Raw genomic sequence first — 15,180 nt, 5'->3', positions numbered from 1 at the left:
TTTTCATAAGGAGGAAATCTTTAATGACAGTTAAAGTAGGTATTAATGGATTTGGACGTATCGGACGCTTAGCTTTCCGTCGTATCCAAGATGTAGAAGGAATCGAAGTAGTTGCAATCAACGACTTAACAGATGCTAAAATGTTAGCACACTTGTTAAAATATGACACAACTCAAGGCCGTTTCAACGGTACAGTTGAAGTTCACGAAGGTTCATTCAACGTTAACGGCAAAGAAATCAAAGTTTTAGCTAACCGTAACCCTGAAGAATTACCATGGGGCGAATTAGGCGTAGACATCGTTTTAGAATGTACTGGTTTCTTTACTTCTAAAGAAGCTGCTGAAAAACATTTAACTGCTGGTGCAAAACGTGTAGTTATTTCAGCTCCTGGTGGTAACGATGTACCAACAATCGTTTACAACACAAACCATGAAACATTAACTGGAGAAGAAACTGTAATTTCAGGCGCTTCTTGTACTACAAACTGCTTAGCTCCAATGGCTAAAGCTTTACATGACAACTTTGGTGTTGTTGAAGGTTTAATGACAACTATCCACGCTTACACAGGTGACCAAATGACATTAGACGGACCACATCCTAAAGGCGACTTCCGTCGTGCGCGCGCTGCTGCTGCAAACATCGTACCTAACTCAACTGGTGCTGCTAAAGCAATCGGCTTAGTAATCCCAGAATTGAACGGTAAATTAGATGGCGCTGCTCAACGTGTTCCTGTAGCTACTGGTTCATTAACTGAATTAGTTACTGTATTAGACAAAGAAGTTACTGTTGATGAAGTAAATGCAGTAATGGAAAAAGCTGCTAACGAATCTTATGGTTATAACACAGACGAAATCGTTTCTTCTGATATCGTAGGTATGACTTACGGTTCATTATTCGATGCAACTCAAACAAAAGTTATGACAGTTGGCGACAAACAATTAGTTAAAACTGTTGCTTGGTATGACAACGAAATGTCATACACTGCTCAATTAGTTCGTACTTTAGAATACTTCGCTAACTTATAAGATTCATTCTTATCATTAGTGAAATTTGAACAATTGTGAAATAATAAGCGGGGAAGCAACGCGCTTCTCCGCTTTCTTTTTTTAAAAAAGAAAAATCCTAAAATTGACAATACAGGAGGTCTACTCATGGCTAAAAAGACAATTAAAGATGTAGATTTAAAAGACAAAAAAGTCCTTGTCCGTGTTGACTTTAACGTTCCGTTAAAAGATGGCGTGATCACAAACGATAATCGTATCGTAGCGGCTTTACCAACAATCAAATACGTGATTGAAAATGGCGGAAAAGCAATTCTTTTCTCTCATTTAGGTCGTGTAAAAACAGAAGAAGACAAAGCTGGCAAATCATTAAAACCAGTGGCTGAACGTTTAAGCGAATTACTAGGTCAACCAGTTACTTTTGTTCCAGAAACACGTGGTAAAGAATTAGAAGACGCTGTTAACGATATGAAAGACGGCGACGTTTTAGTATTTGAAAACACTCGTTTTGAAGATGTTGACGGCAAAAAAGAAAGCGGCAATGACGCTGAATTGGGTAAATACTGGGCTTCTTTAGGCGATGTATTTGTCAATGATGCTTTTGGTACTGCACACCGTGCACATGCCTCAAACGTTGGAATTGCTTCAACTGGTATCCCAACAGTTGCTGGTTTCTTAATGGAAAAAGAAATTAAATTCATCGGCGAAGCTGTTGAAAATCCAAAACGTCCATTCGTAGCAATCTTGGGTGGCGCAAAAGTTTCTGACAAAATCGCTGTCATTGAAAACCTAATTGAAAAAGCCGATAAAATTTTAATCGGTGGCGGTATGGCTTACACATTCATGAAAGCACAAGGCTATAGTGTTGGTTTATCTTTACTTGAAGAAGATAAAGTGGACTTAGCGAAAAGCTTAATGGAAAAAGCTGGCGACAAATTAGTTTTACCGGTTGATACAGTTGTCTCTAAAGAATTCAGCAATGACGCTCCTTTCCACACGGTTCCTTCAACTGAAATCCCAGATGATGAAGAAGGCTTGGATATCGGTGAAAAAACAATTGAATTATTCGCTAACGAATTACAAGGTGCGAAAACAGTTGTTTGGAATGGTCCAATGGGCGTATTTGAAATGAGTAACTTTGCCAAAGGAACAATTGGTGTTTGTGAAGCGATTGCTAATTTAGAAGACGCAACAACAATCATCGGTGGCGGGGACTCTGCTGCTGCAGCAATTCAATTAGGCTACGAAAACAAATTCTCTCACATCTCAACAGGTGGCGGAGCAAGTTTAGAATTATTAGAAGGCAAAACTTTACCAGGTTTAGCTTCTATTAACGATAAATAATCAGTTTAAAAGACAATATTTTTAAAAAAAGAAAAGGATGTGCTTTTCATGCGCAAACCAATTATCGCTGGTAACTGGAAAATGAACAAAACTTTAAGCGAAGCACAAAGCTTTGCAGAAGCAGTAAAAAATGCTGTTCCATCAAACGACGTTGTTGACGCTGTGATTGGATCTCCAGCATTATTCTTAGCTCCTTTAGCTTGGAACCTAAAAGATTCTGAAGTGAAATTAGCTGCACAAAACTGCTACTGGGAAAACGCTGGTGCCTTCACTGGTGAAAACTCACCAGCTGCAATTGCAGATTTAGGTGTAAACTATGTGATTATCGGACACTCTGAACGTCGCGAATATTTCCACGAAACAGATGAAGATATCAATAAAAAAGCCAAAGCAATCTTTGCAAATGGTATGACACCAATCTTCTGTTGTGGTGAAACTTTAGAAACGTATGAAGCTGGTAAAACAGCGGAATGGATCGAAGGTCAAATCACTAACGGCTTAGTTGGTTTATCAAACGAACAAGTTGCTTCAATGGTTATCGCTTACGAACCAATCTGGGCAATCGGAACTGGTAAATCTGCAGATGCTAATATTGCAGATGAAATCTGTGGTGTTGTTCGTTCAACAGTTGAAAAATTATACGGCAAAGAAGTTTCTGAAGCTGTTCGTATTCAATACGGTGGTTCTGTTAAACCAGAAAACATCGCTGAATATATGGCAAAAGAAAACGTTGACGGTGCTTTAGTCGGCGGCGCAAGCTTAGAAGCAGACTCATTCCTAGCTTTATTAGATGCTGTAAAATAAGAAATCACTAACGGTAACGTTTTCTCAATGACTTTTGCAAAAAAATGTTTGCATAGTTTGCGAGAATTAACTACAATCATACATGAGGGAATCCCCTTAGTATAAATACAAACTCAAAGGAGAGACAAAACATGTCAATTATTACTGATATTTACGCACGCGAAGTCTTAGACTCACGCGGTAACCCAACAATCGAAGTAGAAGTTTACACTGAAAGCGGAGCTTTCGGCCGTGGAATGGTTCCTTCAGGAGCTTCAACTGGTGAATACGAAGCAGTTGAATTACGTGATGGCGACAAAGCTCGTTACTTAGGTAAAGGTGTTACTAAAGCTGTAGATAACGTAAACAACATCATTGCTGAAGCAATCATCGGTTACGATGTACGCGATCAAATGGCTATCGATAAAGCAATGATCGATTTAGATGGAACTCCTAACAAAGGTAAATTAGGTGCTAACGCTATTCTTGGTGTGTCTATCGCCGTAGCTCGTGCTGCTGCTGATTACCTAGAAGTGCCTTTATATCACTACTTAGGCGGATTCAATACAAAAGTATTACCAACTCCAATGATGAACATCATCAACGGTGGATCACATGCTGACAACAGTATTGACTTCCAAGAATTCATGATCATGCCTGTAGGTGCGCCTACATTCAAAGAAGCTTTACGTATGGGTGCAGAAGTATTCCACGCATTAGCTTCAATCTTAAAAGGTCGCGGCTTAGCTACTTCAGTAGGTGACGAAGGTGGTTTCGCTCCTAACTTAGGTTCAAACGAAGAAGGTTTCGAAGTAATCATCGAAGCTATCGAAAAAGCTGGCTATGTTCCTGGTAAAGACGTTGTTCTTGCTATGGATGCTGCTTCTTCAGAATTCTACGACAAAGAAAAAGGCGTTTACGTTTTAGCTGACTCAGGCGAAGGCGAAAAAACAACTGAAGAAATGATCGCGTTCTACGAAGAATTAGTTTCTAAATACCCAATCATTTCAATCGAAGACGGCTTAGACGAAAACGACTGGGACGGATTCAAAAAATTAACTGAAGTATTAGGCGACAAAGTTCAATTAGTTGGTGACGATTTATTCGTAACAAACACAACTAAATTAGCTGAAGGTATCGAAAAAGGTATCGCTAACTCAATCCTAATCAAAGTTAACCAAATCGGTACTTTAACTGAAACATTTGAAGCAATCGAAATGGCTAAAGAAGCTGGCTACACTGCAGTTGTATCTCACCGTTCTGGTGAAACAGAAGATTCAACAATCTCTGATATCGCTGTTGCAACAAACGCTGGCCAAATCAAAACTGGTTCATTAAGCCGTACTGACCGTATTGCTAAATACAACCAATTATTACGTATTGAAGATCAATTAGGCGATGTAGCTGAATACAAAGGCTTAAAATCTTTCTACAACTTAAAAAACAAATAATTCATTTAATGAATAACGCTTAAAGGGACAATTGGTTAATGAACCAATTCTCCTTATACTCGGACGTAAAAACACGCCTTTCTGTAAAGAAAGGCGTGTTTTTTTATATTTATAAAAATATTGAAAAAAATAGATTAGAAATAACTTCAACCGTACATCGCTCTATAATCACTTGTTTAAAAATAACAAAACATTAACAAAACAACATTATATAAAAATTTAATAAAACAAAATAATTGTTATTTTATAATTTTAGTATTGACTGGTTTCAGATAACGCTGTACGCTTAAAGAAATAGTATAGAATTTCACAAAAAAATGAAAACACAAATTTAACTTGGAGGATGTTGAGTAGTGAGCAATGGGAAAAAGATTTTTATTAGTCATAGTTCAAAGGATCAAGAATATGTGGATGCGTTTATCCAATTATTGAAAAAGTTTGGGTTTCGAACACAGGATATTTTTTATAGTTCCACTATTGAAACAGGTGTACAGCCAGGAGAATTAATTTTTGACACGATTAAAAGGGAGCTAACCAATCAACCTGTCATGCTGTATTTTTTATCTGATCATTATTATCAGAGTATTCCATGTTTAAACGAAATGGGTGCTTCTTGGATGCTATCAGATAAGCACTATCCAATTGCGTTAAATAATTTTTCTATGAAAGATATGAAAGGTGTTATTAGCAGTGAGCGTTTGGCGATTGCGTTTAATGATAAGACAAGTACTAATGAAATCAACTGCTTATTAAAAAAGTTATCTCATGACACAGATGTACAAGCTGAGCCAGATTTTGAACTAAACGTTGAGAAAAATATTCAGCCATTCCAAAATAAACTGACACAACTGATTCGGCAAGCAAGTTATTTAAAACCTGATGAAAAGGGATATTTTGAAACGACTCTTAGCACTCATCGTCCTGTGTATGGTACAGCAAAAGGGGTCTATGACTGTTTTAAATTACCTAGCTTAATTGAGCCTAAAAGTTTAGGTTTAGACACGCTATCAGAGGATGAAAGCCATTGGCTATTCTTTTTTCTTACGTGGGGAACTTTTCAAGAAGGCGAAAAAGTGCGGTTTAAATTGAAAAAGGATAAGGCGTATAACAATCGGGAATTTAGTGATATTGGTAAATGTAAAAATATTTACGTCTCTTATTTAGAGAAGGTAGAGTAATTGGAGGAGGTAATAAATGAAAATGAATTGGCGTCAGTTGGTTGGTACATATCGTATTTCTGATAATGGTAAACAATATCAAAATGACTGGTTAAATAAGCAAGTTGATTTAGCCACAGAACTTCGTAAATCTTTTGATAGTGACTATCGTAGAGTAATTAAAAGTGATGCATTTAGACGTTTACAAGACAAAACACAAGTTTTTCCTTTAGAACGTAATGATTTTGTAAGAACGCGTTTAACACATAGCTTAGAAGTGGCAATGCATAGCAGGGATATACTTAGATTAGTTATTTCACAGTTGAACGAACGAAACATTGAGGTTATGGAATTATCAGAATGCTATCGGTTGTTAGAGACAGCTGCATTAATCCATGATATCGGCAATCCCCCTTTTGGACATTTTGGGGAAGAAGCCATTCGTATTTGGTTTGAAAAAAATGGTCCTTTGTATGCTTGTTGGTCTGATTTTTCGGAGCAACAACAAAATGATTTTCTTAACTTTGAAGGAAACGCTCAAACCATCCGACTTTTAACAAAACTGCATCATGATAATGGGACTTCTAAAGCAGGAATGAAACTAACCGCCACGACATTAGATACAGTTATCAAATATACGGCATCTTCAGATCAATTAAATAAGCAACAGCTTTTGTCTAAAAAAGTTGGCTATTTTTACTCGGAAAAACAAGTCTTTAACGCCATTAAATTTGCGACAGGAACACAAAATAAGCGACACCCATTAGTCTTTTTGCTAGAAGCCTCAGATGATATCGCCTATACTTTTTCAGATATCGAAGATGCCTATAATTATGGTTTATACAGCTATCAAGATTTAAAGCAGTTTGTTGATGCGCAAACAGGAACAAAAAAATTTTTAATGTTAGAAAAAGATAAAACAGAAGAAGCTACCTTACAAGAATTTTTGAGAAAGACACAAAGGGCTGTTTGTCAAAGCGTAGCGAAAAATTTTGCTAATCATTATGACTTAATTATGAGTGGTATCTATCAAAATGAAATTATCATTGAAGATTGTGATGAAGTGAAATGCTTTCAGGCATTAAAAAACTTTTCTAGAGCCTATGTTTTTCAAACAAAAACAATTTTGGATCAAGAGGTATTAGGCTTCAATATCATCAATCGTTTACTAGATGAATTTGTTCCAGTCGTACTAAAATACGAAAAAGTTTCCATGAATAAGTATGAGGAGCGAATCTTTAATAATATTTCGGAAAGCGCGAAAGCGTTGTATAGAAGAGAAGCAAAGAACGCTACAGAAGCAGAAAAAGACTATTATCGTTTGAAAATGGCGGTGGACTTTGTATGTAATATGACGGATGGATATGCCAAAAAAGTTTATGATACATTATTCACTTAAAATTTGAGAAAAAGCTTCTCAGCGGTTGCCGCCGCTGAAGAAAACTAGTTCAGTGCACAGGCTGATCGTTTCAGTAAAAATTTTAAAGATGCTAGTAATTTCACTGAAAATCGGGTACACTAAAATTAGCTAGTGTAACTAGCAAAAAAGGCAACTGGAATAGATAGGTTGTGCTGTCTATGAAGGGCTTTGTTTGTCAGGTGGTGCTGACATGCAAAGTGCCTTTTTTCTTTTTCTCAACATTTTAAGGACAAAAAACGATTGCAACATGTCACAATCGCTAACCTCGGAGAAAAAGGAATTTTTCTCCAATGGCCATTTCGATAACCTGTTGTGTGTTTCGAAACATTCAGAACGGTGGTGCGTTCTTTCAGTGCCTAATTATCCAATTCGTTTCTTGTTCCTCTATTTACAGTATACTGAATGAAAGCCTATTCTGCAATGATAGAATCAGGTTCCTGTGATTAAATAACATAAAAAATGGGCTCCTTATATAAAGAAAAATAACAAAAGAAATTTTGAATATTGACGTTTTTTTTAGGTACGTTATGATAAACGAGAGGTGATTTTATGTTAAAAACGCAAATTGTTGATTATTTACGCAATCAAACAGCTTTTTTTGAACCATCTTTAGTCAGTGAAATTTTCACAGCAAGCAATATTGCAACGACATTTTCTATCAAACGAAATACAGCTAGTCACTATTTAAATCAGTTAAACGAAGAAGGAATTCTAGTTAAGATCAATACACGACCAGTTTACTTTTTTCATAAAGAAGCGTTTCAACAACAAAACTATCTTTTAAAAAGAACTGTTTATCAAAGTTTCCAAGAAATGATCGATGAACAGCCTGTTTTTGATCGCAAAAGTGATTTTTTTCAGTCGGTCATTGGTTATCGCGGTAGTTTAGCCCAGACCATCGAACAATTAAAAATGGCAGCGCTTTATCCTGGCGGTGGATTGCCTGTCTTAATTACAGGTGAAAGTGGTACGGGTAAAAGTTTTTTAGCATCCTTATATTATCAGTTTTGTCTTTCAAAAGAACTACTTGACGATTCAGCACCTTTTGTGACAGTTAATTGTGCGCAATATGCCAACAATCCAGAGCTTTTAACTAGTCAATTATTTGGGCATCTTAAAGGCGCTTTTACGGGAGCAGATTCCGATAAAATTGGAGCCTTTCAAAGTGCAGAAGGGGGCGTTTTATTTTTAGATGAAGTTCATCGTTTGAGTCCTGAAGGGCAGGAAAAGTTGTTTACATTTTTAGATCAGGGTATCATTTATCGGATGGGTGAAACCAATCGGCCCATTCCTGTTACGTGTCGGTTGTGCTTTGCCACAACTGAAGAAATTTCTAGCACCTTTTTAACGACATTTTTAAGACGAATTCCTATTCAAATTAAAATCCCAAGTCTTGCTGAACGCACTCAAGCGGAAAGAAAACAATTAATTATGCGAGCATTTTATGAGGAACAGCAAGCTATTCAAAAAGCAGTTACTATCACGCCACAAGTTATCCAACTTTTAGAAAACCACCATTATGTAGGCAATGTGGGTGAATTAAGAAATAATATAAAAATTATTACTGCACGCAGCTTTGCCGCTAATCTTGATAAACGTGTTATTCCAATCACTTTGCACGATCTACCGAAAGAATTTCTGGATCAATCGATCAGACTAGCTCCTGATGAAAATGAATTGCCTATTCGTTTAGATGGGCAAACAAATCTGGTTAGTTTGTTAGAGGAAACAGAGCTTGCGCAAAGAAGAATTATCCAGAGTTATGAACGAATCCTTCGTCTTTATGTCTCTCACCATCATCATCTTTCCACTGCCAATAACGACATCTCGAAAGAAATTGAACGCTTATTCGATGATTTATTATTTGAAAAGAAGCGAGAGAAAAATCACGAAATGCTATTGTTTATTACGCAAAATATCCGTCAATTATTGGAAACGATTGAATCGTCTTATCAAATTCGGTTTAATGGCAGTTTAGTCTATGCATTAAGCACCTATCTGTTTCAACGAAGATGTATTGATTGGTTTCCAGAAAAAGAACCTACAACAGTCATTGACGAACTTTTAACAGAAGTTCAAACTAAATTAGCAACTAGTTATGGCTACGCTGAACAACTGTTAACTTTAGTGAAACGTTCATTAGATATTGAACTATCCCAGATGGATCGAATTATTGTCACCATTTATCTTCACTATTCGGGTTCAGTAAAGGAAAGTCACTATCCGAAAGCGGTGATTGTTGCCCACGGATATGCCACAGCAAGTAGTATTGCGAATGTTGCAAATCGGCTGTTAAATGTGCCAATTTTTCAATCGTTTGACATGCCGTTAGATGTTACTCCCAAAAAAATTTCCGAACACTTAATTCACTATATGGAACGTCAAGAAACGAGGAATGGTTTAGTAATTCTTTTTGATATGGGTTCATTGAAAGAAATTTATCAGTATTTTCCGGCAGAAGAAGAAGGTCCTTTTTTATTAATGAATAATGTGACAACAAGCTTAGCTCTGTCTATAGGAGAAGCCATTAAAGACGAAGTTTCTTTTGAAGAATTGCCCCAAAAAGCGTTAACAGTTCATCCAAATGAATGGGAAATCATATTACCTGAAAATAAAACGGAACGTGTCATTTTAACAACGTGTAGTACCGGAATTGGCACAGCCGTTAAAATTAGAGATTTACTTGAAAAAAGTTTACCTGCGGAAGCACAATTAAAGATTATTCCTTGTGAATATAATCAATTACGTAATGCAGAGTCGATTAAAGAAAGTTTTCCAGAATATGAGATTGTCGGCATCATCGGTACAAACAACCCGTCTTCAAATGACCTCCCGTATATCTCTTTAGAAGAGTTGATTGCAGGAAAAGGAATTACGACCCTTTTAGAATGGACAAAGAGAGAATTAACTAAAGATATGCTGTCTTATGTAAATCATGAGTTGATTCGGAACTTTTCATTAGATCGGGTCATTCAATCAGTGACGATTTTAGATACAGAAAAAATTATTCGACAAGTAGAAGTCTTTTTAATTCAATTAGAAGAGCGGTGGCAACAAACAATTCAAAATGATCGTAAATTAGCGGTATATGTCCATGTCAGTTGTTTAATTGAACGATTAATCCGGAATGAACCTATTGAAAATTATAATGGCGCCGAACAATTAAAGCAGTGTCAAAGAATGGTCTTGCAAGAGTTAAAAGAGGCGTTTAGTGTCATTGAAAAAGTTTATAGTGTCAATATACCTGAATCGGAGCTTTTTTATGTCTATGATGTGTTGTTTGGAAAAACGGAGTTTAACAACGCAGAAAGCGATTTTTAAAATAAAAAGGAGGGAGTGCCACTTTTTTGGCACTCTTTTTGCTATATAAAGAAGTAAGTGAGGTGAAGAAAATGGAACGTAAAATTATTCTGGCAACACATGGTAATTTCGCTGCAGGGATTCAGACATCATTAGCTTTAATTTGTGGTGAAACAAAGAATGTGGAATGTCTTTGCGCTTATATGGAACAACCTTATGATTTAGCCAAGACGGTCAAAGACATTTTAAAGAACAATCAACAAAATGAATTAATTGTGATTACAGACCTATTTGGCGGAAGCGTGAATAACGAATTCTTTAATTATGTGGGGAAACAAGCAATGCATTTAATTTCAGGATTAAATTTAGCAACATTAATTGAAATATATACCCAAATAAATACTGTTGATTCATTAGTTGATTTAGTAAAACGTGCCGTTGAAAACGGACAAGAAAGTCTTTGTTATTGTAATGAGTTATCTAGTAAAGAAATTTTAGAAGAAGAATTTTAGGAGGAAATGAAATGATTAAATTGTTAAGAGTCGATCATCGCTTGTTACATGGTCAAGTGGCTTTTTCATGGACCCAAGGCTTAGGCGCCGATTGTATTTTAATCGCAAATGATGACGTACCTAAAAATGATATTCGAAAAACAACCATTAAGCTAGCTAAGCCAGCAGGAGTAAAACTGGTCATTAAAACGATTGAAGATGCGATTGCCGCACTAAAAAGTGGTGTTACAGAAAAATACAAACTTTTTATTGTAGTTGAGAGTGTGGAAGATGCTTATCGATTGGCTACTGCTTATCCAGAAATAAAAGAAATTAACTTAGGAGGGATGAAAGTAAGGGAAAATACTCGAAACATTTCTAAAGCAATTAATATCACACCGGATGAAGAAAAAATGGTTAAAGAATTGGTCGCAAATGGTTGTGAAGTTGAAATTCGACAAGTCCCAAATGACAAAAAAGTAGCAGCATTAAATGTCTTGTAGAAAGGAGAAATACAAATGATAGGACAAGCGATTCTTTTAGGTTGCATCGCTTTTATTGCGCAGTCGGAATATGCTTTAGGAACCTCGTTGCTTTCAAGACCAATTGTAACCGGTTTATTTGTCGGAATTGTATTAGGTGATGTCAAAACGGGCGTAATCATGGGCGCGACCTTAGAGTTAGCTTTCATCGGTTCTTTTTCAGTGGGCGCATCAATCCCACCTGATGTAGTGACTGGTGGGATTCTTGGTACAGCGTTTGCTATTACTGCTGGCGCAGGAACAGAAACAGCCTTAGTCTTAGGCTTGCCAATCGCAACGTTAACGTTGATTCTTAAAAATATTTATTTGGGTTTGCTCATCCCAATCATGAGTCAAAAAGCTGATCAGTATGCTGAAGAAGGAGCATATAAAGGGGTGGAGCACATGCATTTACTTGCAGGCTTTGGCTTATCGTTCATGCTAGCGCTCATTGTAACTATTTCATTTGCCGTGGGCAGCAACACCATTAAAGGCTTACTTGATCTGATCCCTGAATTTATTCAACATGGGTTGTCTGTTGCAACGGGGATTATTCCAGCGCTAGGATTTGCGATGCTTGCACGCTTACTGATTAACAAACAAGTGGCGCCATATTTCTTTTTAGGCTTCGTCTTAATGGCCTACTTTAAGTTACCTGTAACAGGAGTAGCAATTTTGGGTGCCATTACAGCAGTAATTGTTGTGAATATCATGAATTATGCAAAAGGAAAGAATGAAACAATACAAACAACAAGTGGGGAGGTAATTGATGATGACGAAGACTTCTAAAACTAAGACAGAAAACTTAATTACAAAAAAAGAACTTAATCAAGTCTTTTGGCGTTCATTTCAAATGGAATTTTCATGGAATTATGAACGTCAGATGAATATGGCTTATGTTTATGCCATGATCCCTATTTTAAAGAAATTATATCCTCAAAAAGAAGAGATGGCGGCAGCTTTAAAACGGCATCTTGCTTTCTTTAATACCACGCCGCATATCGTGACGTTTATTTTAGGAATTAATGCTGCAATGGAAGAAGAAAATGTTCTGGACGAAAATTTTGAAGTTGGAACAATCGATAGTATTAAAACCTCGTTAATGGGACCTTTAGCTGGTTTAGGTGATTCCTTTTTCTGGGGAACCTTACGCTTGATTGCAACAGGTGTTGGAACTTCGTTAGCTTTACAAGGGAATGTGTTAGGGCCAATTCTATTTTTACTCATTTTTAACGTCCCCCATGTGATTGTTCGTTATTTACTGAATCGTTGGGGCTATAAATTAGGAACTGGTTTTCTCAAAAAGATTCAAGCAAATGGCATGATGGAAAGTCTCACATTAGGCGCTTCAATAATTGGCTTGATGGTGGTAGGTGCTATGACCGCCTCCATGATTGATTTAACTATCCCGATTACAATCAGCGGAAGTGGCAAAAATGCAGTCACGGTTCAAAGTATCTTTGACGATATCATGCCTAAATTATTACCGCTTGCATCTTTTGGTTTTGTTTTTTATTTATTGAAAAAAGAAGTAAAACCTTTAGCGATTTTAGGTGGCATGGCAATTGTCGGAATTCTTGGCTCATTAATTGGTCTATTTTAGGAGGCAAAATATGAAAACGATGCTGGATTATATAAATGAGGAGCAAGCAGCCCTAACTCAGAGTCTTAACCAATTTCAATTAACTAATACAGACGTTTCAAAGGTCACGCACTGTCTAATTTTAGCAACTGGCTCGTCACATAACGCTTGTCAGGCGGCTAAAGTTTACCTTGAAGAAGTGGCGCCTATTTATGTGGAAATCCAAGAGCCGTTCAATTTTGCTCATTATGGCAAAGTGGATGATCGGTTTGATCTGGTCGTAGCAGTTTCGCAAAGTGGTAAAAGTGCTTCAACAATTGATGCCATTGCAAAAATTAAAAACCAAACGTCTGTAAAAACAGTGGCCTTGACAAGTGATGTCACCAGCCCGATTACGGAGGTTGTGGATGAAGTCCTAGATTTAAAAATGGGGCTTGAAACAGTTGGTTTTGTCACAAAAGGCTATACGGCAACACTTTTAAATTTATTTCTATTTGGTTTGAAACTGGGCTATCAAAAGCATCAATTAACAAAAGTAGAGGTTGAAGAAGAATTAGCAAAACTTGCCAAAGCAATTCAGGAAATCGATTCGGTGATTTATAAAACCGAACAATTTTGGCAAAAAACGAAAAAAGAATTAACAGAGGGGACACGATTTATCGCAATTGGTTATGGGCCCAATATTGGTACGGCAAAAGAGTTTGAGACGAAGTTTACAGAAACAGTTCGCTTACCTTCCCAAGGATTTGAAGTAGAAGCCTATATGCATGGGCCTTATCTTGAAGCGGATACTACACATCTTTTGTTTTTTGTTGAAAATCAAAGTCCTATTCAAGCACGTAGCCAAGCCTTGAAAAATTATCTAGCCAGTTATGTTGGCCAATGTTACACAATTACAACGCGTTCAACGAGAGCATCAAATACGTTAGGTTTAGCAAGTGATGTCGAAGAAAAAATTAGTCCTTTATTGTTAGTTATTCCATTTCAATATTTGGCGTATCAAGTAGCTACAAGTAAAGGAATTGATTTATCTCAACGGATTTTTGATGATTTTGATTGTGTCCTAAAAAGTAAAATAGCAAAGAAAGAGGGAAATCAGCCATGTTAAAATTTAATGAAGAACAACAAATCAAAGACATACGAGGTGCCTTAGCCTTGCGTTCAGATGTTGAAAAAGTTGTTGATCAAGTTTGGACGAAAGGATTTGATGCGGTTTATTATTTAGGAATCGGCGGTACTTATGCTTCAGCCATGCAAGCAGTTACTTATGCGAATGGAAAAAGTAATTTACCAATCTATGTTCAACATGCTGCTGAGTATTACACAACAGGCAATAAACGTTTAACAGAAAAATCATTCGTCATCTTGTCTTCCGTTACTGGGACAACACAAGAGGTGGTGCAAGCCGTTCAAGAAATCAAAAAGGTCGGGGCGACGTTATTTGGTTTTATCGATGCAAAAGACAGTCTTTTAGCAGATTTATGTGATTATGTGGTGACTTATCCAGCTCCAGGAACTGAGCAAATCAAGTTCTTTATGGTAGCTGATCGTTTAATGCAAAAAAACAACGAATTTACAGATTACGAAAATTATTACCAAGAATTGGAAGAATATTTGCCTACAGGCTTAGCTGAAGCCGAAAAAAGTGCCGATGCGTTTGGCTTAGCTTTTGCGGAAAAACATCGTCATGATAGCATTCACTATTTTATTGGCGCAGGGAACCAATGGGGAGCGGTCTATTCTTATGCAATGTGCTATTGGGAAGAGCAAAGTTGGCTTCGCTCAAAATCAATTCATGCAGCAGAGTTCTTACATGGGACGCTAGAAATTGTAGATGAAACTACGCCAGTAACGTTGTTTATTGGAGAAGACGAGCAGCGACCGTTGGCAGAACGAGTAGCAAAATTATTGCCGAAAATCTGTGCCAATTATACAATTATTGATTCGAAAGCGTATGAACTTCCAGGAATTAGTGAAAAATATCGTGGCCGAGTTATTTCATTTCTACTAATGCATGCGGTAACGCAACGCATTGATGCGCATGTAGAAAAATTGAATTGTCACCCATTAGAGATTCGTCGTTATTATCGTCAATTTGATTACTAAGACAAAATAGCCTCTTTTTCCAGC

At 36.8% G+C, this 15,180-nt stretch carries 14 protein-coding genes; all 14 read left to right on the top strand.

Annotated elements, in window-relative coordinates; all coding sequences use genetic code 11:
• Positions 1–23 precede the first annotated feature (23 nt).
• Positions 24–1,025: a type I glyceraldehyde-3-phosphate dehydrogenase gene (gene gap / locus IGJ90_RS08810; RefSeq protein WP_002357093.1), complete on the top strand. Its 1,002-nt coding sequence runs from the start codon at positions 24–26 to the stop codon at positions 1,023–1,025.
• A 126-nt stretch (positions 1,026–1,151) separates the two neighbouring features.
• Positions 1,152–2,345, top strand: coding sequence for a phosphoglycerate kinase (locus IGJ90_RS08805; RefSeq protein WP_438768001.1), 1,194 nt, complete (start codon positions 1,152–1,154; stop codon positions 2,343–2,345).
• 48 nt (positions 2,346–2,393) lie between these two features.
• The gene (gene tpiA / locus IGJ90_RS08800) at positions 2,394–3,149 is read left to right on the top strand and encodes a triose-phosphate isomerase (protein WP_002362045.1); all 756 of its coding nucleotides are present in this window, start codon (positions 2,394–2,396) and stop codon (positions 3,147–3,149) included.
• 131 nt (positions 3,150–3,280) lie between these two features.
• Positions 3,281–4,579, top strand: coding sequence for a phosphopyruvate hydratase (gene eno / locus IGJ90_RS08795; protein WP_002357098.1), 1,299 nt, complete (start codon positions 3,281–3,283; stop codon positions 4,577–4,579).
• 353 nt (positions 4,580–4,932) lie between these two features.
• Positions 4,933–5,757: a toll/interleukin-1 receptor domain-containing protein gene (locus tag IGJ90_RS08790; RefSeq protein ID WP_002360036.1), complete on the top strand. Its 825-nt coding sequence runs from the start codon at positions 4,933–4,935 to the stop codon at positions 5,755–5,757.
• Between the two features lie 16 nt (positions 5,758–5,773).
• The gene (locus tag IGJ90_RS08785) at positions 5,774–7,135 is read left to right on the top strand and encodes a deoxyguanosinetriphosphate triphosphohydrolase (protein WP_002366879.1); all 1,362 of its coding nucleotides are present in this window, start codon (positions 5,774–5,776) and stop codon (positions 7,133–7,135) included.
• 211 nt (positions 7,136–7,346) lie between these two features.
• Positions 7,347–7,562 (top strand): hypothetical protein, encoded by a 216-nt coding sequence (locus tag IGJ90_RS08780; protein ID WP_002357102.1) that lies wholly within the window; start codon positions 7,347–7,349, stop codon positions 7,560–7,562.
• 143 nt (positions 7,563–7,705) lie between these two features.
• Positions 7,706–10,477, top strand: a complete 2,772-nt coding sequence (locus IGJ90_RS08775) for a sigma 54-interacting transcriptional regulator (RefSeq protein ID WP_438767998.1) — start codon at positions 7,706–7,708, stop codon at positions 10,475–10,477.
• A gap of 71 nt (positions 10,478–10,548) precedes the next feature.
• The gene (locus IGJ90_RS08770; RefSeq protein WP_002389037.1) at positions 10,549–10,968 is read left to right on the top strand and encodes a PTS sugar transporter subunit IIA; all 420 of its coding nucleotides are present in this window, start codon (positions 10,549–10,551) and stop codon (positions 10,966–10,968) included.
• An 11-nt stretch (positions 10,969–10,979) separates the two neighbouring features.
• Positions 10,980–11,450: a PTS sugar transporter subunit IIB gene (locus IGJ90_RS08765; protein ID WP_002357106.1), complete on the top strand. Its 471-nt coding sequence runs from the start codon at positions 10,980–10,982 to the stop codon at positions 11,448–11,450.
• Positions 11,451–11,465: 15 nt separating this feature from the next.
• Positions 11,466–12,257, top strand: a complete 792-nt coding sequence (locus IGJ90_RS08760) for a PTS mannose/fructose/sorbose/N-acetylgalactosamine transporter subunit IIC (protein WP_002374532.1) — start codon at positions 11,466–11,468, stop codon at positions 12,255–12,257.
• A complete protein-coding gene (locus tag IGJ90_RS08755) occupies positions 12,238–13,071 on the top strand; it encodes a PTS system mannose/fructose/sorbose family transporter subunit IID (RefSeq protein WP_002384383.1) in 834 nt (277 codons plus the stop codon). The genes IGJ90_RS08760 and IGJ90_RS08755 overlap by 20 nt, the downstream gene beginning before the upstream one ends.
• A 10-nt stretch (positions 13,072–13,081) precedes the next feature.
• The gene (locus IGJ90_RS08750) at positions 13,082–14,158 is read left to right on the top strand and encodes an SIS domain-containing protein (RefSeq protein WP_438767995.1); all 1,077 of its coding nucleotides are present in this window, start codon (positions 13,082–13,084) and stop codon (positions 14,156–14,158) included.
• Complete coding sequence (locus IGJ90_RS08745) at positions 14,152–15,156, top strand: SIS domain-containing protein (RefSeq protein ID WP_002357110.1); 1,005 nt, start codon at positions 14,152–14,154, stop codon at positions 15,154–15,156. Before IGJ90_RS08750 ends, IGJ90_RS08745 begins: the two co-directional genes overlap by 7 nt.
• Positions 15,157–15,180 lie beyond the last annotated feature (24 nt).

This window comes from Enterococcus sp. AZ129 (genome assembly GCF_051714505.1).
Taxonomy (GTDB): Bacteria; Bacillota; Bacilli; order Lactobacillales; family Enterococcaceae; genus Enterococcus; species Enterococcus faecalis.
Note: the sequence above shows the minus strand (reverse complement) of the source record. Positions and strands in the feature narration are given on the sequence as shown.

What these genes read in the sequence shown, in the direction of transcription:
- IGJ90_RS08750 (WP_438767995.1), top strand. Translation starts at nt 13,082, where the DNA reads ATGAAAACGATGCTGGATTATATAAATGAGGAGCAAGCAGCCCTAACT.
- tpiA (WP_002362045.1), top strand. Translation starts at nt 2,394, where the DNA reads ATGCGCAAACCAATTATCGCTGGTAACTGGAAAATGAACAAAACTTTA.
- eno (WP_002357098.1), top strand. Translation starts at nt 3,281, where the DNA reads ATGTCAATTATTACTGATATTTACGCACGCGAAGTCTTAGACTCACGC.
- gap (WP_002357093.1), top strand. Translation starts at nt 24, where the DNA reads ATGACAGTTAAAGTAGGTATTAATGGATTTGGACGTATCGGACGCTTA.
- IGJ90_RS08770 (WP_002389037.1), top strand. Translation starts at nt 10,549, where the DNA reads ATGGAACGTAAAATTATTCTGGCAACACATGGTAATTTCGCTGCAGGG.
- IGJ90_RS08775 (WP_438767998.1), top strand. Translation starts at nt 7,706, where the DNA reads ATGTTAAAAACGCAAATTGTTGATTATTTACGCAATCAAACAGCTTTT.
- IGJ90_RS08805 (WP_438768001.1), top strand. Translation starts at nt 1,152, where the DNA reads ATGGCTAAAAAGACAATTAAAGATGTAGATTTAAAAGACAAAAAAGTC.
- IGJ90_RS08780 (WP_002357102.1), top strand. Translation starts at nt 7,347, where the DNA reads ATGCAAAGTGCCTTTTTTCTTTTTCTCAACATTTTAAGGACAAAAAAC.
- IGJ90_RS08745 (WP_002357110.1), top strand. Translation starts at nt 14,152, where the DNA reads ATGTTAAAATTTAATGAAGAACAACAAATCAAAGACATACGAGGTGCC.
- IGJ90_RS08760 (WP_002374532.1), top strand. Translation starts at nt 11,466, where the DNA reads ATGATAGGACAAGCGATTCTTTTAGGTTGCATCGCTTTTATTGCGCAG.
- IGJ90_RS08765 (WP_002357106.1), top strand. Translation starts at nt 10,980, where the DNA reads ATGATTAAATTGTTAAGAGTCGATCATCGCTTGTTACATGGTCAAGTG.
- IGJ90_RS08755 (WP_002384383.1), top strand. Translation starts at nt 12,238, where the DNA reads ATGATGACGAAGACTTCTAAAACTAAGACAGAAAACTTAATTACAAAA.
- IGJ90_RS08785 (WP_002366879.1), top strand. Translation starts at nt 5,774, where the DNA reads ATGAAAATGAATTGGCGTCAGTTGGTTGGTACATATCGTATTTCTGAT.